Source organism: Psychrobacter sp. 4Bb, assembly GCF_002836735.1.
Lineage (GTDB): Bacteria > Pseudomonadota > Gammaproteobacteria > Pseudomonadales > Moraxellaceae > Psychrobacter.
The window spans coordinates 18244-43203 of record NZ_PJAS01000065.1; the positions used below are offsets into that span (position 1 = coordinate 18244).

23 protein-coding genes and 1 pseudogene are annotated in these 24960 nt (G+C 43.3%); 20 read left to right on the forward strand and 4 right to left on the reverse strand.

Annotated elements, in window-relative coordinates:
* Positions 1-202 precede the first annotated feature (202 nt).
* The 20 genes from CXF60_RS08740 to ccmI all read left to right on the forward strand — a co-directional run bounded on the left by CXF60_RS08740 (position 203) and on the right by ccmI (position 19401).
* Entirely contained in the window at positions 203-529 is a 327-nt protein-coding gene (locus tag CXF60_RS08740) for a hypothetical protein (protein ID WP_102091624.1), read from the forward strand.
* Positions 530-668: 139 nt separating this feature from the next.
* The gene (locus CXF60_RS08745) at positions 669-929 is read left to right on the forward strand and encodes a hypothetical protein (protein ID WP_102078701.1); all 261 of its coding nucleotides are present in this window, start codon (positions 669-671) and stop codon (positions 927-929) included.
* 61 nt (positions 930-990) lie between these two features.
* A complete protein-coding gene (locus CXF60_RS08750) occupies positions 991-1581 on the forward strand; it encodes a c-type cytochrome (protein ID WP_068037353.1) in 591 nt (196 codons plus the stop codon).
* A 169-nt stretch (positions 1582-1750) separates the two neighbouring features.
* A complete protein-coding gene (locus tag CXF60_RS08755; protein ID WP_102091625.1) occupies positions 1751-2389 on the forward strand; it encodes a DUF411 domain-containing protein in 639 nt (212 codons plus the stop codon).
* A 67-nt stretch (positions 2390-2456) separates the two neighbouring features.
* Positions 2457-4154, forward strand: coding sequence for a copper resistance system multicopper oxidase (locus tag CXF60_RS08760; protein WP_102091626.1), 1698 nt, complete (start codon positions 2457-2459; stop codon positions 4152-4154).
* A gap of 25 nt (positions 4155-4179) precedes the next feature.
* A complete protein-coding gene (locus tag CXF60_RS08765) occupies positions 4180-5325 on the forward strand; it encodes a copper resistance protein B (RefSeq protein ID WP_102091627.1) in 1146 nt (381 codons plus the stop codon).
* 95 nt (positions 5326-5420) lie between these two features.
* Positions 5421-5897 carry a DUF305 domain-containing protein gene (locus tag CXF60_RS08770; protein WP_068037340.1) on the forward strand — a complete coding sequence of 159 codons (477 nt, stop codon included), beginning with the start codon at positions 5421-5423 and terminating at the stop codon, positions 5895-5897.
* Between the two features lie 145 nt (positions 5898-6042).
* Positions 6043-7386: an APC family permease gene (locus tag CXF60_RS08775; protein ID WP_220455939.1), complete on the forward strand. Its 1344-nt coding sequence runs from the start codon at positions 6043-6045 to the stop codon at positions 7384-7386.
* A gap of 129 nt (positions 7387-7515) precedes the next feature.
* Entirely contained in the window at positions 7516-8169 is a 654-nt protein-coding gene (locus CXF60_RS08780; RefSeq protein WP_068037334.1) for a methyltransferase family protein, read from the forward strand.
* Between the two features lie 112 nt (positions 8170-8281).
* Complete coding sequence (locus CXF60_RS14685; RefSeq protein WP_025645689.1) at positions 8282-8560, forward strand: DUF5676 family membrane protein; 279 nt, start codon at positions 8282-8284, stop codon at positions 8558-8560.
* 98 nt (positions 8561-8658) lie between these two features.
* A complete protein-coding gene (locus CXF60_RS14455) occupies positions 8659-8814 on the forward strand; it encodes a hypothetical protein (RefSeq protein WP_156770962.1) in 156 nt (51 codons plus the stop codon).
* Positions 8815-8952: 138 nt separating this feature from the next.
* Entirely contained in the window at positions 8953-11562 is a 2610-nt protein-coding gene (locus CXF60_RS08790; protein WP_102091628.1) for a copper-transporting P-type ATPase, read from the forward strand.
* A gap of 80 nt (positions 11563-11642) precedes the next feature.
* A complete protein-coding gene (gene tatA / locus CXF60_RS08795) occupies positions 11643-11927 on the forward strand; it encodes a Sec-independent protein translocase subunit TatA (protein WP_011959992.1) in 285 nt (94 codons plus the stop codon).
* Between the two features lie 55 nt (positions 11928-11982).
* On the forward strand, positions 11983-12369 hold the full coding sequence (gene tatB, locus CXF60_RS08800) for a Sec-independent protein translocase protein TatB (RefSeq protein ID WP_036599454.1): 387 nt from the start codon (positions 11983-11985) through the stop codon (positions 12367-12369).
* Positions 12366-13235 carry a twin-arginine translocase subunit TatC gene (gene tatC / locus CXF60_RS08805; RefSeq protein ID WP_068037325.1) on the forward strand — a complete coding sequence of 290 codons (870 nt, stop codon included), beginning with the start codon at positions 12366-12368 and terminating at the stop codon, positions 13233-13235. Before tatB ends, tatC begins: the two co-directional genes overlap by 4 nt.
* 97 nt (positions 13236-13332) lie before the next feature.
* Positions 13333-14622: an ATP-grasp domain-containing protein gene (locus CXF60_RS08810; RefSeq protein ID WP_036599449.1), complete on the forward strand. Its 1290-nt coding sequence runs from the start codon at positions 13333-13335 to the stop codon at positions 14620-14622.
* Between the two features lie 244 nt (positions 14623-14866).
* Positions 14867-16921 carry a heme lyase CcmF/NrfE family subunit gene (locus tag CXF60_RS08815; protein ID WP_058025868.1) on the forward strand — a complete coding sequence of 685 codons (2055 nt, stop codon included), beginning with the start codon at positions 14867-14869 and terminating at the stop codon, positions 16919-16921.
* Complete coding sequence (locus CXF60_RS08820; RefSeq protein ID WP_102091629.1) at positions 16914-17564, forward strand: DsbE family thiol:disulfide interchange protein; 651 nt, start codon at positions 16914-16916, stop codon at positions 17562-17564. The genes CXF60_RS08815 and CXF60_RS08820 overlap by 8 nt, the downstream gene beginning before the upstream one ends.
* Positions 17561-18124, forward strand: a complete 564-nt coding sequence (locus CXF60_RS08825; RefSeq protein ID WP_102091630.1) for a cytochrome c-type biogenesis protein — start codon at positions 17561-17563, stop codon at positions 18122-18124. The genes CXF60_RS08820 and CXF60_RS08825 overlap by 4 nt, the downstream gene beginning before the upstream one ends.
* The gene (gene ccmI, locus CXF60_RS08830) at positions 18121-19401 is read left to right on the forward strand and encodes a c-type cytochrome biogenesis protein CcmI (RefSeq protein ID WP_102091631.1); all 1281 of its coding nucleotides are present in this window, start codon (positions 18121-18123) and stop codon (positions 19399-19401) included. The genes CXF60_RS08825 and ccmI overlap by 4 nt, the downstream gene beginning before the upstream one ends.
* 465 nt (positions 19402-19866) lie before the next feature.
* Here the strand turns inward: ccmI and CXF60_RS08840 are convergent, their stop codons facing one another.
* The 4 genes and pseudogenes from CXF60_RS08840 to CXF60_RS08860 all read right to left on the reverse strand — a co-directional run bounded on the left by CXF60_RS08840 (position 19867) and on the right by CXF60_RS08860 (position 24742).
* Positions 19867-20631: a sulfite exporter TauE/SafE family protein gene (locus CXF60_RS08840; RefSeq protein ID WP_227522957.1), complete on the reverse strand. Its 765-nt coding sequence runs from the start codon at positions 20629-20631 to the stop codon at positions 19867-19869.
* 259 nt (positions 20632-20890) lie between these two features.
* Positions 20891-21772, reverse strand: a pseudogene (locus CXF60_RS08850) (IS982 family transposase).
* 486 nt (positions 21773-22258) lie between these two features.
* Complete coding sequence (locus tag CXF60_RS08855) at positions 22259-23842, reverse strand: Fic family protein (RefSeq protein WP_180958121.1); 1584 nt, start codon at positions 23840-23842, stop codon at positions 22259-22261.
* A 306-nt stretch (positions 23843-24148) separates the two neighbouring features.
* Entirely contained in the window at positions 24149-24742 is a 594-nt protein-coding gene (locus CXF60_RS08860; protein WP_011959997.1) for a recombinase family protein, read from the reverse strand.
* Between the last annotated feature and the right edge of the window lie 218 nt (positions 24743-24960).

Here is a 24960-nt window from a genome sequence, read left to right on the forward strand (position 1 = left end):
TATTTGACATCCTAATCAATATAGATGACAAAAACGTTTTGTAACTGACAAAAATGTCATGTACTCGTAATCAGATTGTCAGTCTTCATTTGCTAATCTATATGAATGAAACATAGTTGCTCGTTCCTAATATCTAGCTACTACGAATTATTTTCACAGGTAATCAATTTAAACGCCTAATAACTTACAAAAGAGGTTTTATATGAAAATTCACGGTTCATTCAAAAAAGTAGTATTGCTATCGGTATCTGTACTTATAGGTATTACTACTGCTAATGCGCATACGACCAATCTAAGCACTTCAATTATCGATAGCTGCGATAACGTTACCAAGTTTGCTAAAAACCTAGATCACAATAATGCAAATGTATCGGATGCTGAAATGAAAAGCTATATCGATGCTAGAGTTGCTTGTGAAGTTCAGCATCAAGATCAGCACTTGCAGTCTGAAAAGGATTTCGTGAACAAATATGGTCGCGATCGCGATAGAAGCCCTCAAGTCATACTAAAGGATTCTATTAAGAATTAAAATCTAGAAACGTTAAGATGACAATATTGTAATCTTATTGTCATCTACCAGTCAGAAAGAATAAGGTATCATCTAAACCAATTTAACAGTCTTGACATTAAACAGACTCAGGCGTTAATAAAATAAATAGGAATTAATTATGTCATTATCTAAATCAATCGCTGCCACTGCTGTAGCTCTAATCCTTTCAACCTCAGCTATGGCGCATTCTCCAGAGATGCATGCGAAAAAAGATAGTATGAGTTGTGAAAAGATGGAGAAAAACATGCAAATGATGGAAAAAATGGATCATAGCAAGATGGATATGAAAGATCCTGCTATGAAAGCAATGATGGCTAACATGGGTAAAATGAAGCAAATGTACCAAAAAAACTGCGTTACTAACGACAGTAAATCTTAAAAATTTTAGCTCTGCTAAATAGCAGTCAACACTTAACGAAAATAAAGTTTTAGGAAAACATATGAAATTTTTATTGGGTGCGCTCTTTACCGTATTTGTGGCAATCGTTGGCGTGTTTGCGGTTGTTACTAGTGGTGTTGTCAATGTGGGAGCTGACCAAGAGCATAGCCCAATGATGTTTAGCTTTTTGGAAACCGCTCGCAATCGTTCCATAGCAAATGCCAGTAAAGATATTGTGGTACCAGACTTAGAGAAGGTCGATATCATTTCTGGGGGCGCGGACTATAAGGATATGTGTGCAGGCTGTCACTTGTCTCCGGGAGTGGCACAAACTGACTTTAGTGAGGGCTTATATCCAAAGCCGCCCAACTTTACCAAGGCTGATATTGTCAAACGTTATCAAACAGAAGACGGTGCAAAGCAAGGCTTTTGGGCAATCAAGCACGGTATTATGGCATCTGGAATGCCTACGTGGGGTGCTTCTCATGACGACGCTAGAATGTGGGCAATGGTAGCCTTCATTAGATCGTTACCTGAATTAGATGAAGCTCAGTACACGATGCTAACCACTAGGATAGATGGCGATATGATGGACATGTCATTTGACGGTGATATGAATATGTCGGATGATGAATCTGGAATGCAGCATTAATACTTTCTAGATATGAAAGCCTCCTAACTCACGGTTGTCGCTATTATATTAATAATGCAGTACTGAACAGTGCTGCATTTAATGTTTTTAGTTAAGTACATAAGAATTAAATATAGGGTGTAAGTTTTTAGAATATCGAGCATAATAATAGACGTTTAGGAGTAATTTAATGAGACATTACACACATGTGCTTTCTAATGGACATAGCTGGTTATCCAGTCGTGTCCTTTTATTGGTGGTGACATCGTCACTCTCGTTAACGCTAGCCGCTTGCAGCCAATCTAATACCAGTGGCTCTGATTCTCAACCAGTAAAGGTTGAACAGTCTGCTACCCAGAATGCACAAGTACAAAATGAAAGTTCTGCTCCTACAAATGCTCCCGTTAACAGCTCGTCATCATTACTCAAAAACGTCTCAGCCACAGTTTATAAAGATGCCAACTGCGGCTGCTGCAAAGAATGGGTAGGCTATGCCGAAGGTCATGGTCTAAGCGCAACTGCGCAAGACGTTACAGATTTATCTTTATTTAAAGAGCGTTACGGTGTCCCGCAGCAAATGCGCTCTTGTCATACCGCCGTCACTACTAATGGTTATGTTTTTGAAGGTCACGTTCCTGCTAAACACATGGCTGAATTCTTAGCAAATCCTCCTGCACAAGCTATTGGACTTGCCGTACCGAGTATGCCGGTTGGTAGCCCCGGTATGGAGTATGAAGGTAAATTCATGCCCTATAAAGTCATGCAATTGAACAAGGATGGCAGCACTCAAGTGTATGCGGCTATTGAGTCGCCAGCGCAGCAGATGTAGTTCTATTAATAAGTTATCAGATATATAAGTTCAACTCTCATTTCATGGATTAACTTAGGTCAATATTATGAATAAAAACAGATTTAACCGCAGGCGTTTTTTGACAGGGTCATCCACCTTGCTCGGCGCGTCGATGCTATCCACACTACCGACGATGGCTAATAGTGCTTTAACTAAAAGCCAAAATGTCGTAGTCAATAGTGATAGAGCCGATCACATTGTACCTATACTGACAGGCAAAGAGTTTGATCTTTATGTCAGTGAGAAGATGATAACGGTCAACGGCAAGTCAAGCATGGCAACGCTGATAAATGACTCACTGCCTGCGCCAACGCTTAAGATGCAAGAAGGCGATACGGTCACCATTCGAGTCCATAATCAGCTGAATGAGTCGACCTCTATTCACTGGCATGGCCTCTTAGTGCCGTTTGAGATGGATGGCGTACCGGGTATCAGCTTTGATGGTATTCCTGCGGGTAGCACCTTCACGTACAAATTTAAACTGATACAGTCAGGCACTTATTGGTATCACTCGCATACTGGCTTCCAAGAACAAACCGGTATGCGCGGGGCCATCGTCATTGAGCCGAAAGGGCGCGAACGTCATCCTATCGAGGAAGACCATGTCATTTTGCTCAGTGATTGGACGCATCGCGATCCGCATAATCTGCTAAAACTACTTAAGCAGCGTGCTGACTTTGATAATTATCATCTGCCAGACTTTAAAAAGCTATTGTCCGATATTGCCGAAACGGATCTGAAAACCGCGTTTGATAAGCGCAAAAGTTGGAATCAGATGCGCATGATGCCCACTGATTTTACGGACTTGTCGGGTGAAAACACATTTACCTACCTTATCAATGGCAAAACCACAGCGGCTAACTGGACGCAACTTGTCAAGGCTGGACAGCCTGTCAAACTACGTTTTATTAATGGTTCAGCGCAGACGATATTTGATGTACGCATCCCCGGCCTAAAAATGAAAGTCGTCGCGACGGATGGGATTGATGTCAGTCCCGTCGATATCGATGATTTCCGTATTGGGGTGGCCGAGACTTATGATGTCATCGTGACGCCCACTAAAGACGCGCATACCATATTTGCTCAAAACATAGATCGGTCAGGCTATGTTGCGACAACGCTTGCTACCAAAAAAGGTGCTCGTCCTGCGATACCTGCTATGGACAAAATCGAATGGCTGACGATGGCCGACATGATGGGCGCCATGGGATCGAATGGCTATAACGCTAAACATGCCAAAACAGAATATGACTTTAAGTCCGATATGCGCGTTGATAGTCCGCGTATGAACCTTGATGACCCTGGTATTAATCTACGTAACATTGATAGAAAGGTTTTGAATTATAGTCAGTTGCGCTCTGTCGGCGATGAGATAATGGCAGAGCAGCGCAAACCCACCAGAGAGATTGAAATACATCTGACGGGAAACATGGAGCGCTATATTTGGGCTCTAGACGGGGTTATGTTCAAAGATGCCGCACCGGTCAATATTAAGCCGGGTGAGCGCGTACGTATTACCTTAGTCAATGACACCATGATGAATCATCCCATGCATTTGCATGGTATGTGGAGCGATCTGCGGATGCCTTCAGGTGAGTTTCAAGTACGTAAGCATACGATAATGGTACAGCCTGCACAAAAGATAAGCTTTGATGTCACCGGAGAAGCTGGCAGATGGGCATGGCATTGCCACTTGCTCTATCACATGGAAGCAGGGATGTTTAGAGAAGTTGCCGTTGTTTAATAAACCTTCGAATATGAGCCTTATTATGAAAATATATAAAGTAGGTCTACCGTTTATTGGCATGTCATCTTTGATGCTACTAATGTCACCTTTAGCAAACGCTGCTGAGATGTCGAACATGGATCACAGCAGCATGGACATGTCTGGTATGGATATGTCAGATATGGATCACAGCAGCATGGATATGTCGGGCAATATGTCAGATATGGACCATAGTGGCATGGATATGTCAGGCGATATGTCAGATATGGACCATAGTGGCATGGATATGTCAGGCGATATGTCGGATATGGATCATAGTGGTATGGATATGTCAGGTGACATGTCAGATATGGATCACAGTGGCATGGATATGTCAGGCATGGACCATAGCAAAATGGATATGTCAGGCATGGACCATAGCAAAATGGATATGTCAGGCATGGACCATGGCAGTATGGATATGTCAGGTACGCAAGGTGGTAAAGCTCCAGCTGATGCTCGCAGTCCTGACTATTCAAACGGCGTTCCCTATGGTCGCTTTGGTAAGCCTGTGATGATGGATAGCTTACCGTTATGGGGTGTGTCAGTAGAAACTTTGGGCTATCAGTTTGAGAATGACCAAATCGATTTTGAGTTTGATACGTGGTACGGTACTGATAGTAATCGTGTCACTCTACGCAGTGAAGGTAGTGCTCAAACTAACGATGATAAAGAGATCGATAGCTTAACCTCACTCGCTTATTGGAAGCCGCTCGGTATCTTCTGGAATGGAGAAGCGGGTATTGCTTATAATACTGAAAACGATAAGTCCGCAATCATGGCAGGCATTGTTGGTACGGCGCCGTACTTCGTTGAGACTGACGCAAGAGCTTATCTATATACTGATGGTCAAGTCCAGCTTGATCTTGGGACAGCGTACGAGTGGCGCTTAGATCAGCGTTGGGTGGTCAGACCAGAAGTGCAGTTGACTGCTTTCAGTAAAGATGATACTGACAACGGTATTACTAAAGGTTTTAATGAGCTTGAAACTGAAGTTCGGTTAGCTTATGAAACCCTAAGTCGTCAATTATCACCCTACGTTGGTTTTAGTTATGCATCAGCCTTAGGGGATGCACGAGACTTACGCCGCCAAGAAAACGTAGCCGTTGATTCTAATAGTCTGACTGCTGGTGTGATGTTTTGGTTCTAGTGTTAACCATGTAAGTAACAACAGTTTATAACACTAGCTCTAAAAAAAGGCACCTCTTTATTTAGGTGCCTTTTTACTAAATTAAGGACAAGAATATGAATAACCATATGGATAATAAACAGAAGCAAATGAACCCTTATGTAAAGTTCACAATCATGATTTTAACATCCACAGTGGTGATGTTTATCATGATGTATTTTAACACCTATCAGTGGGATCATATTTACTTTAGTGAAACCCGAGCTTATATGGCGCTGTATATGGGCGCGGTAATGGCAATTATCATGCTCGCCTTTATGACTAATATGTATAAAAAAACCAAGATAAACTTGATGGTTTATGGGGTTAGCGTAGTTTTATTTGCCTTTGGTCTTTGGGGCGTACGCTCTCAGCAAACGGTCGATCAAGTGGATTGGATGCAGGCGATGATACCGCATCACTCGATTGCTATTTTGACCAGTTCGCGTGCTGATATCGAAGATCCACGTGTACGTCAGCTTGCTGATGACATTATCGAAGCACAAAAGCGTGAAATCGGTGAGATGCAAGCACTTATTGATGAGTTGGAATAATATATTATGATACCAATAAGTAAGCTTTTCTTTAAAAACTATTTACTATATCGCGTCTTTTAATTCTAACTATACCTACTCCTTACTTCAAAAATAACCTGTAAAACTGAAGTTCTACGAAGAAATAGATTAAGGTCGAATAAGTATGAAGCAAGATAGAACGACTCGCTATCAGAAGGATAGTTTGACATTATCAGGAACAGTTATGCTAGGTACCGGTGTCATGATCGGTGCTGGTATTTTCGCTCTGACCGGTCAGATGGCTCAGATGACGGGTTCGCTTTTCCCACTTGCTTTTCTAGCCGCCGCAATCGTTGTTTCTTTTAGTGCCTATTCTTATATCAAAATCTCTAACGCTTACCCGTCGGCTGGCGGTGTTGCAATGTACCTGCATCAAGCATACGGAGATCGTTTACCGACTGGATTTAATGCCCTGCTGATGTATTTCTCCATGGTTATAGCGCAGAGCTTTTTGGCCCGGACGTTCGGGTCATACACTATGCAGTTATTCGGTGGCGATGACAGCGGTCGCATGGTATCCATCCTTGGCGCCGCGCTTATTCTTGCTGCGTTCTTTATCAATTTACTTGGTAATCGTTGGATTCAGGGGGTTGCATCGGTTATCGGTATTATAAAAATTGTCGGTATTCTTATATTCGGGTTGGTTGGTATCTGGCTAGCTGATAGCTTTGCAGTTGATTCTTCTACATTAGGTGACACTAATACTGTTGGTGACTTTCTTGGCGCAACGGCGCTAGGCATACTGGCATTTAAAGGCTTTACCACGATTACCAACAGTGGCTCGGAAGTAAAAAATCCTCATCGCAACGTCGGCCGTGCCATTGTAATATCAATCGCAATATGCGTAGTTATTTACACTCTAGTCGGTTTCGCGGTGTCTAGTAATCTATCTCTTGCCGAAATCATCGAAACTAAAGATTACTCCTTGGCTGCCGCCGCACGCCCAGCACTTGGCGACTATGGTCTATGGTTCACAGTTGCAATCGCAATGGTAGCTACCGCTGGCGGCCTCCTTGCTAGCATCTTCGCAGTCTCTCGTATGCTTGCTATGTTGACTGAGATGAAGCTGGTGCCTCATCGTCATTTGGGAATGCCGGGAAGCGTTCAAAAACATACGTTGGTCTATACTGTGGTGTTGGGTTTAGCTTTTACGACGTTATTTGACTTATCACGAATTGCAGCGCTTGGCATTGTTTTCTATCTAATTATGGATATCGCCATTCATTGGGGTGTTTTGCGATACCTTCGTCAGGATATAAAGGCGGTGATGTGGGTGCCTATAGTGGCCATACTTCTTGACCTGTTGGTTCTCGGCGGTTTTGTCTGGATTAAACTAAACTCAGATCCATTCGTACTTGGCGTAGCAGTCGTCACTATTGTAGTGATTGCTGTGGCTGAGCAGGTTTACCTGAAATCTTCAGCGAGGAAAAAAGCTATCGAAAAAGATACGCTTGCAGACCATCATTGACAGTAACATCAAAGAGTTTACAGAAAATTGTTTGGTTAAAAATTGCATAGATTTAAGCGTCTGCTTACTATCTTCAAGAATTGATTTCATGCAATACGATATTCATAAAGACAACAGGGAAAGTAAGCTATGAATGAGTCATTTAATCACGCTGGAACTTGGGGTCTCGCACTAATTGTTATTGTTCTGATTTCTTGGTTCTTTTACCGTTATTTCGCACCAAAGAACTGGCGTGAATGGGCGGGTGCTGGTGTAGTTCAGGCTTTCATTATTGCACTTTACGCAGAAATGTATGGCTTTCCGCTCACTATATATTTATTAGTACGGTTTTTTGGTTTGGACAGCCAATATGTCAGCGCTAGCTTATGGTCGACCCTTGTTGGTTTAGGTGAGACAGGCATGATGATCTCAATGCTACTCGGCTATGCTATTGCATTTTTAGGAGTCGGTCTTTTTGCTCAAGGTTGGCGCCAAGTCCACAAAGCACGAGGGGAAAATCGTTTAGTAACTGATGGACTCTATGCCTACGTACGTCATCCTCAGTACACCGGGTTGTTTATTGCACTGTTCGGTGAGGGTGTGGTGCATTGGCCAACTCTGTTTTCAATCGGTCTGTTTCCAGTGATTGTGCTTGTATACACATGGTTAGCTCGACGTGAGGAACGGCATATGTTTGAAGAGTTTGGTAAAGACTACCTTGCTTACAAACAGCAAGTGCCAATGTTTATTCCTCAATGGGGTCAATGGCGTCAACTTGCCGCCGCCGCACGAGTTAAAAAGTAATATCAATACAGGATAAAGCTTTAATTCATACAAATCCTTAGAGTTAGCATGGTTAGATACGATTGGTTATCTTGAGCTTGAACCACATCATACAATAGTGAGGATTACTAAGATGGTCAAATCAAACTTAACAACAAGTACTTTAAGGATTGCCCCTGTTGGCAATAGTGTATCGTTGTTTCTACTTATTAGTTACCTGTTATGCATAGGCTTTGGTTTACTCGCACCCGAACAGATAGCGATGCACGAAGCTTGGGCACCTCTACTACCTGGCTTTGAGTGGTTAACATGGACAGGTTTTCTAATTGGACTTGTAGAATCATATCTTTACGGTTGGTATTTCGCCATCTTGTTCGTGCCACTATATCGTTGGTTCGCCAAAGTGCGCTAAAGATATTGATATATTAACAGTCAGTAAACCTCTTCGGTTCGAGTAAAAATTAATTGAAGAGTTGGAGTGATCACAGTTTAGACTGAGGAGAAATCATAATGAATGGGTCAATGCATGGCATGATGAACGGCTCAATGATGTATGGCATGGGCTGGGTTATGATGCTTATCTGTTTGTTATTCACCCTACTATTTTTCGCAGTACTAGTACTAACAATCATGGCACTGCTCAAGTATTTGCGTGATAAAAACTAAATTCCAATTGAAAAGTATAGAAATTATTTTTTAGAGGTTTTTAGATTAATGATTAGATGAATAGCAATCGAGGATTGATGATAGTGCTTTAAGAGTTGTACTTATTATAAATATTTATTGTCTTCAAGGAGTGGTTTTATGAAACATATTGCCGATGAAAAATCTATCAAAGGTGGTCAGTACGATAAAGTACCAGAAAATTATAGTGGTACGGTTTATATCTGCCCGATGCATCCTGAGGTTAGAGATACTGAGAAGAGCGATTGTCCGATATGCGGCATGTTTCTCAAACCTGAAGACGAGGTTGCTGAATCCAACAGTAATGAGGGCAGTCATGCGCATTGTCATAAAGCGGATGCTAATAATAGTACTGAGTTAAAGTCTGTCGAAGGCAATAAGTACGACAAGATACCAGAAAATTATAACGGCACGATTTATATTTGTCCTATGCATCCAGAAGTAAGAGATGTTGAAAAAAGTGACTGCCCAATATGTGGCATGTTTCTTAAACCTGAAGACGAAGTTGCTAAAGATGATAGTCACGCTAGCTGTCATGGAAAGGATACTGATAGTAGCGGAGTAAAATCTGTTAAAGGCGGTAAATACGATAAAGTACCTGCTGATTACGATGGCACGGTATATACCTGTCCTATGCATCCTGAAGTGAGAGACGTTAGAAATAGCGGTTGTCCGATATGTGGTATGGCGCTTGAGCCCGAAACGCTTACTATCGGTGAAGAGGACACCTCAGAGCTTGACGACATGACTCGTCGTTTTTGGATATGTACCGTGTTGACTGTACCGCTATTAATATATGTGATGAGCGGTATGTTTGGAGTTGACTTTAGTCAGTATGGTATCTCTTCAAAGATCTTACAATGGGCTGAGTTAGTGCTCGCGACCCCTGTAGTGCTTTGGGGCGCCGCCCCGTTTTTCGTCCGTGGCTGGCAGTCTATAAAAAGCCGCAATCTAAATATGTTTACCTTGATTGCGATAGGCGTAGGCGCTGCTTATATTTTTAGTATTGTCGCGACCTTTTTTCCCGATATTTTCCCAGACAGTTTCAGAGATGCCTCTGGTCAAGTCGGAGTCTACTATGAAGCGGCAGCGGTCATTGTGACCTTGGTGCTACTGGGTCAAGTATTAGAGCTCAAAGCTAGAAGTCAAACTTCAGGTGCGATTAGAGCTTTGCTTGAGCTCGCACCACCAACCGCAAGACGTGTCGATGAAAACGGTGAAGAAGTCGAAGTCTCGCTTGATGAGGTCGTCACTGGCGATAAGCTACGGGTTAAACCAGGTGAGAAACTACCCGTAGATGGTACAGTGATCGATGGTAATAGTAATGTTGATGAATCAATGGTGACGGGTGAGCCAATCCCTGTATCAAAAGTAGCAGGAGATACAGTGACTGGTGGTACGGTAAATGGCACCGGAACGCTATTAGTCGAAGCGGTCAATGTTGGAGCAGATTCAGTATTATCTAAAATTGTACAAATGGTTGCTGAAGCCCAGCGTAGCCGCGCACCTATACAGAAATTGGTAGATCAAGTGGCGGGTTGGTTCGTACCTATTGTTATTGTCACCTCTATCATAACCTTTATTGTCTGGGCGATATTCGGCCCTGAGCCCGCTATGACCTATGCTTTGGTTAACGCGATTGCGGTACTGATTATTGCTTGTCCTTGTGCCCTTGGTCTAGCGACGCCGATGTCCATTATGGTTGGTACCGGCAAAGGCGCGCAAAACGGCGTCCTCATCAAAAATGCTGAAGCGTTAGAGAGTATGGAAAAAGTCGATACCATTGTCGTCGACAAGACCGGAACACTGACCGCTGGTAAGCCCGAGCTTACCGCAATTGATGCGCAGGTAGGTCAAGATGAAGACGAGTTCCTCGCATTGGTAGCCTCAGTAGAAAGCGCTAGCGAGCATCCTTTAGCAGAAGCTATCGTTAGAGCAGCTCAAGAAAGATCACTCATTATTCCTAAAGCTACTGACTTTAATTCGACTACTGGCGAAGGCGTACAAGCCGTGGTCGATGGTAAGAAAGTCGCTATTGGTAACTCTAAGCTTATGGAAAGCCTAAATAGTTTTGATAATGAGCTGTCCACTAAAGCTGATGTCCGTAGAAAAGACGGTGAAACGGTAATGTTTGTGGCTATAGACGGTAAAGCTGCTGGTATTATTTCAGTTGCTGACCCTATTAAACCAAGCACTAAAGAGGCTATTTCACTGCTTCATGACGCAGGTTTAAAAGTTGTGATGCTAACCGGTGACAACGAAAAAACTGCTCAGGCAGTCGCTAATAAATTAGGTATTGATGAAGTTCATGCGGATGTTTCACCAGAGGATAAAAACCGTATCGTCAAAGAAATGCAAGACAGCGGTAAATTGGTCGCTATGGCGGGTGATGGTATCAACGACGCACCAGCGCTAGCGCAAGCTAATGTTGGTATCGCTATGGGAACCGGTACCGATGTGGCGATGGAGAGTGCGGGCATTACCCTGCTAAAAGGTGATTTAATGGGCATTGCCAAAGCTTATAAGCTTAGCCACGCCACCATGCGCAATATCAGACAGAATCTGTTTTTTGCCTTTATCTACAATGCACTTGGTGTTCCTATTGCCGCAGGTGTGCTCTATCCCATATTTGGGCTTCTGCTCAGTCCGATGATAGCAGCGGCAGCGATGAGCTTGTCGTCATTCTCGGTGATTGCTAACGCGCTGCGATTGCGCCGTTTGAAACTATAATTCTGGTACGGTAAAAAGTGTTCTAAAGCACACTGACACATACTGGTCTAAACAAGATCACAAAATATAAGGATACCGTTATGGGCAGCTTTTCTATTACACATTGGCTGATTTTATTGGTCGTAGTGGTGGTCGTATTTGGTACTGCCAAGCTTAAAAATGCAGGTAAAGATTTAGGCGGTGCGGTGAAGGGTTTTAAAGAAGCGGTCAAAGATGAAGAACCCGAGAATGCTCGCAAAAATCATGTGCTTAGCCATGAAAATAGTACGCCAGCTGCAAGTAATGATTTAAATACGCGTGTAGGTAATCAGGCTGATGATATGGAAATCAGCCCTATTTCCACTGATGACCAGCCTAAAGTATGAAGCGCGCCGCTTATAAATAGCGGCACTAAGTAGTCTATTAATATATGTGACTGTTATGTTTGATATTGGGTTTTCCGAATTACTCTTGTTTGGCGTCATTGCTTTAATCGTATTGGGCCCAGAAAAACTGCCGCAAGCCGCACGTACCGCTGGGCAATGGTATGCCAAACTGCGCCGTACAGTATCCACTCTACAATCTGAAATAGAAGCTGAGCTTGATCTAGCTGAAACACGTCAACAAATGCAAAATGAACTTGCGAAAATCCGTCAGACCGAGTCGGATATGAAGCGCGAATTAGCAGAAATGCGTGGCAGTATGCAAAAGTTTGAGCAGTCACAGAACCAAAGCCTAGACGCTTCACATCAGTCAATCACCCCTTATGATAAAGACCATCAACAGAATACTACCTCCTCGTTCATTAAACAGGAGGCGGATCAGTGAGCCTATTTAAACGGCAAAAAAGTCGACAAGAAAAAATAACAGATATAGAGTTTGAGGCGCCAACAGATACAACACAGAATAGTGAGTCTGGAGATACGTTAGGTACGCTTGGCGATATGCCTATTACCGGACATTTAATCGAGCTGCGTACGCACTTAATAAGAATATGCGTGGTCGTCTTAATTATATTCTTAGTATTGGTGGGATTTTCACGCGAGCTTTATAATCTTTTATCAGACCCATTAGTGGCGCAGTTACCCATCAATTCGACCATGATTGCCACTGATATAACGTCAAACTTTATGGCACCCATTCGCTTAACGATATTCGTCGCCGCATTTTTAGCAATGCCTTATATCCTGTATCAAATTTGGTCATTTGTAGCTTCCGGCTTATATAAAAAAGAGAAGAAAATTGCCATTCCTGTACTGCTATCTTCGATATTTCTATTTTATGCTGGTGTTGCTTTTTCCTACTTTGTCGTACTCAAAGGGGTATTGAAATTTTTTATTATGTTCGCTCCGCAGAACGTTATACCAATGACCGATATTGACAGTTATCTGAGCTTTGCCCTCAAGCTATTTATGGTGTTTGGACTGACTTTTGAGATTCCAGTGGTTACCTTATTGCTGATAATGGCCGGAATCGTTTCTACTCAAAGTTTAGAAGATAAGCGTCGTTATATCATAGTCGGCTGTTTTGGGATCGCCGCGGTAGTGACACCGCCTGATGGTGTATCAATGCTGTTGTTGGCGATTCCTATGTGGCTATTATTTGAGCTGGGTTTACTCTTAGCAAAGATATTAATTAAAAATGAACGAAATAATGATTTAGTCTCAGGGAATGAAACATTAGAAAGTAGCTAGCACTACTTAAACACGCCAAGAACCTTTTTTACTTTTTACTTTTTACTTTTTACTAGAGTATGTCAGCGTGAGTACTCTACTTAGCGACGGACTCTAAATGGAACACCCAACTAATAACAACGAAAAAAATGACGGTCTTGCAAATCGACTTAACCAAGAGTGCTACTGCATTACCCTTGATCGTAAAGCGCTTAATACAAGCCTTCAAGATCAATTGGTAGAAACTAGAAACAATCCAATAGGAGCGAACGAGCTTAATAAGCTTTTTTCAGCAACACCCGTGTTCGTTCCCAAAACAGAGATAGAGGCGATGGAGCGAATCGTCAGGGCTATCGAGTCAGCTGCCGAACTGCCATTGTATCAAGAGCAAGTGCTGTCGTGGGCACCAGAAATAGCTGCTTTCGACCCAGGCCCAATAGGGGCCCTCATGGGTTATGACTTTCACTTGGGTAGCGATGGACCTCAGCTCATCGAGGTCAATACTAATGCCGGTGGCGCATTTCTGAATGTGTTGCTCGCTCGCGCACAAAAACGCTGTTGCAACCCCTCAGAGCAAAGCGCTGCAACCAATCAAATGCTAGATAGGTTCGAGGAAGCAGTGTTTGACATGTTCAAGCAGGAGTGGCAGCGACAGTCCGCTGTTGCTATGCCCAATCGGATAGCCATTGTGGACAATGACCCCGAGAGTCAGTTCATGTTCTTAGAGTTTGAGTTAGCCTGTCAACTGCTCCAAGCTAGAGGTATTGATACTGTGATACTTGATCCCTCTGAACTCGAGTATATCGACGGTACGTTAACAGCCCATGGCCAGAAAATCGATATGATTTACAATCGGCTTGTCGACTTTGCATTTGAGGACCCTGACCATGTATTGCTTAAGCAGGCTTATTTAGAGGGTGCTGTGGTAGTGACACCCAATCCCCGCGTACATGCTATGTTGGCCAATAAGCAAAACCTGACATTGCTATCAGACTCCCAAATATTGCGCTCTTGGGGTCTGGATGAGGCTGCAGTGGAGTGCCTCGAAAGGTCTGTACCGAGGACTAAGATTGTATCAAGAGACGATGCAGCAGAGTTGTGGCTTACTCGGCGGCAACTGTTTTTTAAGCCAGTTGCTGGTCATGGAAGCAAAGGCGTTTATCGCGGTAGCAAACTGACTCGACGCGTCTTCGAAAACATTCTGGATGAAGATTATATCGCACAGACCTTTGTCCCTGCAGGAGAGAGATCACTCAAAATTGATGACATCGTAACAACAAGAAAGGTAGATATACGTCTTTATACGTATGGCGGAAAACTGTTACTACCTGCTGCGCGTGTGTATCAAGGTCAGGTGACTAACTTCCGTACGCCAGGCGGTGGATTCGCGCCTGTCTTTCAGGTGTGATCGTCTAGGTCTTATTTAGATGGCATTAGGCTGTTATAAGTCCGGTTAACTAATTCAATATTCTTCTTACCTAACAAAAGATGGTTGTATATTTATGATTGTCTATTACTTTCGGCACGCTTTTCAAAACACTTCGAAAACAATTGGAGCTAGAGATAGCAGTAAATTTCAATAGTTTCCAATAATAAAAATCCAACCGTTACAGTGAGCTTAAATCATATTAGAGTAAACAGGGTTAGACCGTATGTTAATCACAGAATTGGGTTATTTTGCCTTGCTAGCCGCCTTAATCTTGGCGATTTTGCAGGTGGTATTACCAACGATAGGCGTTATGCGTGACCATGTTGCTTGGCAGCGTTTGGCACCGAGTTTGGCATGGGCGCAGTTTGCTGCCATGATTTTTTCATTTGTTGCATTGATGGCAGGCTTTTATTTTAATGACTTTAGTCTCGTCTATGTCACGCAGCATTCTAATACCTTGCTGCCTTGGTATTATAAGTTATCAGCAACGTGGGGCGGACACGAAGGCTCGCTACTGCTATGGATGACGATCATGGCCACGTGGTGCGCGCTGGTCTCCTATTTTAGCCGTGGCTTACCGTTGTCGATGCGCGCGCGGGTACTCGTGATATTGGCCGGTGTGCAGGTCATGATGCTAGCGATGCTGATTTTTACCTCGTCGCCATTTGATCGTACCTTGCCCAATCTGCCCGTAGATGGGGTAGATCTCAACCCACTTTTGCAGGATTTTGGGCTGATCGTTCACCCACCGATGCTGTATATGGGTTATGTGGGCTTAGCGGTGCCATTTGCTTTTTGTATGGCGGCATTGTGGGAAGGGCGTTTGGATGCAGTATGGACACGTTGGTCGCGTCCATGGGCGCTAGCGGCTTGGGGGTTTTTGACCGTTGGTATCGCTCTTGGCTCTTGGTGGGCGTATTATGAGCTTGGCTGGGGCGGCTGGTGGTTTTGGGATCCTGTAGAAAACGCCTCACTGATGCCTTGGCTTGCCGGTTTAGCCTTGCTGCATTCGTTGGCAGTGACTGAGAAGCGCGGTGTCTTTAAAGCATGGACCATTATGCTGGCTATCTTTGCTTTTGCCTTAAGTCTCTTGGGTACTTTCCTTGTACGTTCAGGGGTTATTACCTCAGTGCATTCGTTTGCCGCTGACCCCACTCGTGGTCTGGTAATTTTAGTGATTCTTGGCATCATCGTCGGTGGTGGTTTGCTGATGTTTGCGCTGCGTGGCTGGCGTTTGACGATTGAAAGTCAGTATCAACTGGTTTCGCGTGAGTCATTTTTAGTCATTAACAACGTCATCATTTTGATTGCAACGTTAGTGGTATTGCTTGGTACCCTCTATCCTATCATTGCCGACGCCTTTAGCTTGGGTCAGGTATCGGTAGGTCCTCCGTACTTTAATGCGCTATTTGTGCCTTTAACATGGCTATTGCTGGTTGCCATGGGTATGGGCTCCAATATCCGCTGGAAACAAGATAAGCGTCCATTGTTAGGCGTTGGTATGGTCATTGCGGCGAGCAGTCTAGTATTAGCTGCAGTCATCACTTACTTTGTCAGTCCATCTGCCATGCTTAATATTGGTGTAACACTAGCAGTAAGTTTTTGGGTACTGTTCTGGATGGTGGTTGATTTCAAAGACAAAACCAAAAATGCACCAAGCTTTTTGCAAGGCTTAAATAAGCTGCGTTTAAGCTACTGGGGTCAGCAAACGGCACATATTGGTGTGATTGTAGCGGTCATCGGTGTTGCCTTTACCAGTACCTTGAGTATCGAGCGCGATGTGGCATTGAGTGTTGGCGAAACGGTCCATGTCCAAGGTTACGACTTCACCGTTAAAGGCTTCCGCGAAGTCAAAGGCAGTAACTATGATGCGACCCAAGCTGAGGTCGAAGTGAGTAAAGATAGCCGTGCTGTGACTACGTTATACCCTGAAAAACGCAATTACATTATTAGCATGATGCCAATGACCGAAGCAGCGATTGATGACAGTCTGATGCGTGATGTGTACGTCGCACTTGGTGAACCTATAGCTGAAGGCAGTAATAAATGGGCCGTACGTATTTATGTGAAGCCATTGATTCGTTGGATATGGCTCGGCGCTATTATTATGGCATTGGGTGGTCTGCTGAGTATGCTTGATAGGCGCTATCGTCTCAAAACATCCAAGACCCCTGCACAAATTGCAGCGAGTAAGTCAGGCTTTACGACGGTTACTGATTTAGATGTTAAAAGCACTACTAATAACACGACACTAATAGGGGAGAAGCAAAATGACTAAGTCTAATCATTTTTCCGAGCAACCCCCTGAAACAAAAGGTAATCGAACAATGAAAAAAAGCCAAATTAGAATATGGTTTTTGATCCCGCTGATCATCTTTGCTGCTGTTATGGTTATGCTTTATTTTCGTTTGGGGCAGCCGACTGAAATCGTAACCAATACCGCGCTTGAACGCCCAGTACCAGCGTTTGAGCTGCCATTGTTGTCCGATACCAGTCGGATCATGACCAATGACAACTTACCTGATGAGCCCTTTTTGATGAATATTTGGGGCTCTTGGTGCCCAACTTGCGTTATTGAGCATCCTTTTTTAATGCAATTAGAAGAGCGCGGAGTCAATTTGGTTGGTGTTAATTACAAAGATGACATCGGTGATGCGCTAGGATATTTAAATCGTGGCGGCGACCCATTCTCCATGTCTATTCAGGATTTGTCCGGCCAGTTTGCCTTGGACTTAGGGTTGACGGGTGCGCCTGAGACTTTCACTGTCGATGGTGAAGGCGTTATTCGCCAGCACATTGTTGGTGAGATTAACGAGAGTAACTGGCAAGATCGTATTGAGCCTTGCTTAACGGTACTCAATGATGCCAATGATAATAACGTCAGTCCAGATGCGATTCAGGTTGAAGAGGTGTGCAAATGATAGCCCTTTCAATAAAGGCCGTTACGATAAAAGTAGCGAGCTTAATACTTGCCTGTCTCCTAAGTGTGACCAGCTATGCGGCGATTGACGTCTATGATTTTGATTCTGTCCAACAAGAAGCACAATACCGAGGATTGATCGAAGAGCTACGTTGCCCGAAATGCCAAAACCAAAACTTGGCAGGTTCTGATGCACCGATCGCTCAAGATTTAAAGCAAAAAACCTACGATATGGTAAAAGACGGTCGTAGTGATGGTGAGATTCGCGCTTATATGCAAGAGCGCTACGGCGATTTTATCAGCTACAAGCCGCCTGTACGTCCATCGACATGGATTTTATGGTTTTTTCCGCCATTGCTACTGATCGTATTATTGATAGGGTGGTTTTGGCAAAGCCGTCGCCGCCAGCTGGTAGCGAGCGGTCAGAGTAGAGTGACGGTAGATAATACCGCCTCGGAGCTGACTGCCGCCGAAAAAGCCGAACTTGATCGTCTGCTATCGCGTGCCAATAGCACCGATAATGACGCTCATGACACCACAAGCCCCGAGGACAAAAAATGACCATATTCTCTACTTTTGGCTTATTTATTGCCCTAAGCTTATTTATTGCACTGATACTAGCCCTCATCGTTATCATGCCATGGTTGCGAGCGTCACGCTTACGAGAGAAACCTGTCGATAACCAGTTACTAGATATCAATATCGCCGTTTTTCGTGAGCGTTTGATAGAATTACAGTCCGATAAAGACAATGGCACGATTGATGACGCCCATTATCAAAATCAAAAAACGGAGCTTGAGCGTCAGCTATTGGATGCTCAGCGTGAAGTAACACCTATGGTCGCACCTGGTATCAAGATCCGTTTGATTATCATGGTATGGGTGCCAGTACTTGCAGGATTGGCTTACTTTTTGGTTGGTGACCGTACACCGGTGTTTGACTTGTGGACAGCAGAAGATAAAGTTGCCCAAGTAGCCGATGATTTATTAACCGGTAAGATTGACCAGCCACCAGCTTGGGCGATTGAAGATGGTACGCAATTAATCAGCGCGATGCAGACCAACGTTTATCGTCATGCCGATGATCCTGATCGCTGGATGCGTTTGTCAGAGCTGTTTTTATCGCTTGAAGCTACCGACTCAGCGATTGAAGCTTTGTCACGCGCTTACCGTCTGTCACCAGACAATGAAGAGATTGCGACCACTTATGCGCAGATTAGCTTTTTTGCCAATAAAGGTCAGCTTGATGCCAGTAGCCGCCGTGTATTACAAGATGTCCTTGCCAAAAATCCACAGCATGAAGGTGCGCAGATGCTAATGGCAATGGGTGAGGCACGTGGTAGTAACTTTGCAGAAGCGCAAGGTTGGATTAAGCGTTTACGTGAGAGCATCGCTGCCAAACCAGGTGACCATAGTAAAGCGCTAGCGAGCCTTGATGAGCTAAGTGCTAATGTCATCGAGCAAGAGCAGCAAGCCGCGCAAGGTATCGAAGTTACCGTCTCTATTGATGCGAGTCTATTACCATTGGTTAAAGCCAATGATGTGTTGTTTGTAGCGATACGTGATGTGAAAGGGGGCCCTCCGTTTGCCGCCAAACGTTTACCTATTAGTATCATCAAGCAAGGTAAAGCCAGTATCCGTTTAAGCGATCTTGATGCGATGATGCCAGAACGCACGTTACAATCTGCCCGTAGCGACAAAACTCAGTTAGCAGTCGTTGCTCGTGTTAGCCATAGTGGGACTGCGTCCGCAGAGTCGGGTGATCTATCAGGTAACCCAGTAGTGATTAGCGCTGAACAGACTCAAGTTAATATTGAAATCAATCAACAGATCCCTTAACAAATGATTATTACAGTAAGTTTCATAATACTAGAACCGTATGTAGGACAGCTTTTGAAAGTGGTGCTATCAATAGCTGTATAACCTATTAGTAAAGAAGTAAAAAACGGCTATGGTGTTTTGCTAGTGAAATAATTGGACGGATGACTATAGAAAGTCTTGATTAAACATAACAGACAGCTCATTTTCAGCTTCCCGCAGAAGAGGTATATGGCTTAATAACTCTACTAAAGACTTTTTAACAGTGGGACCATGAGTAAATACGGTGGCAAAGGTTTGCTTGCTGCTCACTATTTAGAATTAGTACCGCACAGGCAACCATGCCTCGAATGAATTCTTAGTTATCTATCCCTATCTGAGTATCCCGCGTTTCAGCTATGGTCCGCGTAGCTTGTTTTTACATCAGTATTGTTAGCTCTAGCAGTGATAATGAATATATTCACTGTCAGATAACTTTGGTTTAATTTAAAACAGAATCATGACGTTTTGGACAATCATCACTACGCCACTAATGACCATTAATAGGATCAGCATCACTCTAAACTGCTTGATATTCATACCTGCTAAAAAGCGCTTACCAATGATGTTGCCAACCACAGCACCAAGCCCTAAAGCAAAGCCATAAATCCAAAGATTGGCAGTCAATACGCCAAAAAAAGTATAACTACCAATCTGAGCCAATCCTACAAAGAATGAATTAGCTGTTTTAGTAGCGATTAAATCTTCTTTTTGTAATCCCGTATTCATATAGAAAGGATTGAGCACAGGACCCAAACCGCCGACGAGTGTGCTAATGAACGCCGTAATAAAACCTAAAGGCACAAACCCCAGTTTAGGCATATTAAAAGATTTTTCTACTTTGCCAAAACGATACTGCAAGACGGTAGATATCAAAAATGCACCCACTAATAACTGAATCCAGCTCCCATCAAGACGGCTAAATAATAATGCAGCTAACCACGCACCAACGATAGCGCTTGGCGCATAATACTTTATTAGCGACCAGTCGATATGATGCCAAAATAAATAAAGACGTGAAGGGCGACTAATGAAATTACCTAAATTAATCACGGGTGGCGCAGCCGAGATCCCTATCAGCGCAGAGGTGACAGGTATAAGTAAAAGTGCACCGCCACCTCCTGATATGGTGGAAATCACAAAAGCAATCATACCCGCCAAAAACAGCCCTGCAAGATGCCAATTAGGAATTGCTTGTAAAATATCGAGCACGGCTAAGCTCCAACATTAACAGAAGGGAACGAGATTGTTTTAGAGCTATATCCTATCTAAAGTCACCATAAAACGTTACCTGAAGAGCAAGATGCCAAGCGTGCCAAAAATGAGCTCATACAGTTTGCTACTGATCATGGTCATAAACTTGCTGCGTTCTACGTAGAGAATGGGTCAGGGGCAAAGCTAGTACATCCAAAGCTGATAGCTATCATAACCCCAGTTCGGGATAAGCCACATTGTAACTCATTGATACTATTTACAATGTTGCTACCTGTCCCTGCTGAGGCATATTTTTGATGGTGGGTTTATAGGGAAACCAGCAATAAGCAATCAAACCTGACAGCAAGTTTGTGATAAACCCCGTGACACTACGATGGCGTGAGTGTTCAATTTGACACAAGTTTTTAAGCTCTCCAAACACCGTTTCAACCAAAGAGCGATGATTGAGTAGTACCTCATCCATAGGCTCAAGTAATTGGGGTTTCATATGACGCCGAAGTTTGGTTATCAACGTGGTATCACTGTGTTTTGTGAGCCACGCGTTTAGGGCTTTACTGATATAGCCTCTATCCCCAAACACCTTGCCAAACACAGGCGTTGCCATATCCTTAACAGGCGCTCTGTCATCCGTATTACCCGCAGTGACTTTAACAGATACAAGCTCGCCCTTATGATTGATAATGGCGTGCAGCTTAAAGCCATAGAACCAGCCCATGCTGCTTTTGCCTCGGGTTGCAAGTCCCTTAAAGACTTTATGACGGTAGATACGCTTGTTATGACAAACTGCTATCTTGGTTGAATCAATATAGCTGATACCCGTACAGTCGCCCATCATGCTTTGCAAGTAGCTGCACAGTGGTATGATACTGCGCGGCACAAGCTCTATAAATCGCGAGTAGCTCGGCAGATTTGGAAACTCCCGTTTCATCATGCCAAGCATGTGATGGTAGTAAAAAGACTTAAACTGTCGATACCGCAGTTGATGAAACAGTACCAAGATGGTCATAATCTCTGCTACACTTATCTGGCATGCTCTTAGCCGTTGACGGCCCGTTGCGATTAAATGAGCGTCAAACTCAGGTTTGAATTGCTAATAAAAGTCGTCAATATGGCAGTATAGTTCGGTTAGGTTGTCCATGTAAGAAGTCCTTGTTGTGAAGTTTGTCTTGGTAAACTTACTTTAGCAACTTTGGACTTCTTTTTTTATCTTTTTTTTGAGCGCTTATCCCGAACTGGGGTTATCATAACTAAAGAAGCGAAGTAATACTCAAATACTCAAATACTCAAATACTCAAATACTCAAATACTCAAATACTCAAATACTCAAATACTCAAATACTCAAATACTCAAATACTCAAATACTCAAATACTCAAATACTCAAAATCATTTTGACTATCTGTATCAAGGCTTGTCAAATTACAATGGTCTGTTATCAGCAGTTCCTTTTATACAGTCTGTTTTAAGTAGTTTATTAGCGTAAATAGGGTCAAGAAAAATATTGATTACGTTTTAGGCTATGGTATTTCAGCCGAATCTCTTATAGCCGAATCATCATCGCAACGATGATATTTATACCAGATTGATTATCAAAGTAGGCTTCCCTGCATATAGCAGGGTCTGTTCTACCTATTCAATTCATCTGTCTCATCTTTAAAGGTCTCTACAACGACAGAGAAAATATCGTCCCAAACCTCATCATTTGTTAAAAATGGATAATCCTTAAGTAACTTATTACTTTTAGCACCCTTATTTTGCAGCATACTGCGAATGATTCTATCGGCATAGCTGTTGGGCATCTCAACAATCTCTTTTATCGCCAGTCGTGCATGGTCATGCTTTCTTAGGTACTGTGACTCGTTATGCATCTCTTTTTCAATAACATGAGCAATCAGTCCTGATAAGTACTGAACGTGAGGCGTTAGATCCATAAAGCGCCATGCAGGTTGAATCAGGTGAGTATTTCCAAAATTTAAGTTTGAGCGAATACCATCAGGGTAGGTAACTGCCTTTTTATCAAAGCTGTAATGATCACGGATTTGCTTCATAAGCGGCACAGAGACACGGTCTAAAATCTTATCATAGGCATGACGGTCTGAGGGATGCTCAGCAATGGCTTGTGATATAGGTAGGATAATCGGCTCATGAATGACCTGGTCTCGTCTGAGGACATCATTAATCAAAAAGCGATGTACGCGGCCATTGCCATCCGCCAGCGGATGAATATATACAAAAGCAAAGGAGGCAACAGCACTACGCATCAGTGCTGACTGTCCCTCAGTCTTTTCCATAAATACCTGTAACCCTGCTAGCTTGTTAGCAATGTCATCAGCTGGTGGAGCAATATAATGCACAATTTCTTTAAAGCCATTCACCTGAGTGTGCGACACAAAAACTGGTGATTGACGGACACCATACTGCTGGATAACCGTTTTGCTACCGAGTATCTCTTGTTGCAGCTCTGCTAGTGATTCAGGATCAAGCGGAATGTCACCGGTGCCGGTACGCCGTGCCATCACATCGGCAAAACGTTCAATGCGTTTTAATTCTTTTCCCTCACCTTCTATGGTAAAGCTGGCTTTACTCTCTCGTAATGTCATCCATACGGAGGCACGCATCAGTAAGTCTTGCCCAAATTCATCGTTAAGTTTGTCAACCATCATGGCAATATCGAGTGCAGCTGCTTGCGTAAAGGCCTCTGTTTTCACCAGTATCGGACAGAAATGACGGGTTCCTGCTAGATTGTCATTGATACGCCAACGAGCATTCTTGATGACATGCGCAGGGCTTGAAGTAACCTGCTTCTTAGCATCTAAAGCGTCCACATAGTTACCGCCTAAATTACTCGGTACTGCTAACTGCTGACCCATGAGCCATTCATACAAGAAAGCCATTCTACGGGCATAGCTGCCTGTGGGCTCAGCGTTTACCCATGCTTGTACATCATCAGCCCCTATCTGCTCAAACAGACGAGTCAGTAACTCTAAACTCAGTACTTCATGACGCATGTGAAATTGTAAGTGCGCAATGATTGTGTCCAGTGGACGCGCGGTTTCCTGATAAGCGTTATGAATGACGTCACCGTCTTTATAGGTTTGTCTGCGCCCACCGATACTACTGCTGACATATAAAGGGGCAGCCAGCTCGATGCTTGCATGACGGATAAGCCATGCTGCGCCAATAGGGTCTGAGGTAGGGGTGTTCATCATGAGTGGCTCAAGCGATTATAGATAAGCCATTTTGCAGAAAAGCGATTATGAATGCAATATAATGATTATAATGAAGCCTCAATGCATTAAATCGATTTTTATATGACGCTGTGATGTCTTTAGATAAAGATCGAGGGGCGTTTTAAGTGGGCATAATTGAACGAAATTGAATGATGAAAATACACCGTTTTTAACACAGATACGTAGTAATAGAGTACCTATTTCTGCAAATAAAGCCTTCTTGCCTCGCGTGTAATGCCTTATATATCAGCTGTTTATGAACAAAAATAAAATAAAATACCTCAGCTATGAGCCTGGCTTTAACACCCGGTAAACAGTAGCTACGCCAACACCAACTGCCTTAGCGATTTCCTCTTTTGTCATATTGCCTTGACTGTCTAATTCTCTAATACGATTGTGTTTCGTTGTATTAGGCTTCTTACCGGAGGGCTTATAGCCACTGTTAGCCAATCCCTGCTTGATACGCTCTCTACGCTTGTCGTTATCAAGCTTTGCCATCGTTGCTAATAAGTCGATCAGCATATGGTTAATCACTGTTAGGATCTCACCTGTCATGCCATTATTAACTGTATGCGTCGTTGGTAGATCAGCCACCACCAATCGCAAGCCTTTGTCTTTGATACGCTGCTTTAGAATTGCAAAATCATCTTGAGATAATCGGCTTAATCTATCCACGCTTTCAACCAGTAGAATATCGCCTTGCTCAGCGTCCTTTAGCAGCTTGGCTAATAATGGTCTATCGAGCTTTGTACCACTGAAATGCTCGACGTACTCAACATGGTTATCATCATAACTTGTACTGAAAGCCACCAAATCAGCCAATGCTCTGGTAGCGTCTTGATCCTTAGTGCTGGCTCTCACATAAATACGAACAGTCATAACCCACCTCTATTATTTAGACTTAATAATTAGTGCTCATTGATAATAACAAGATATTACTATCATTTAATAATATAAAAAAGTCTAATGATAGATAGATTATCATTTAAAGGTTTTATGTTTTGGGTATAGTCTAATGGTAGATTGTCAGGCGCTTTCACTGGTTCGGTACCCTAGTGAGGACTTGAATGCTAAGCTGCGGGCTAATGTTATCAACG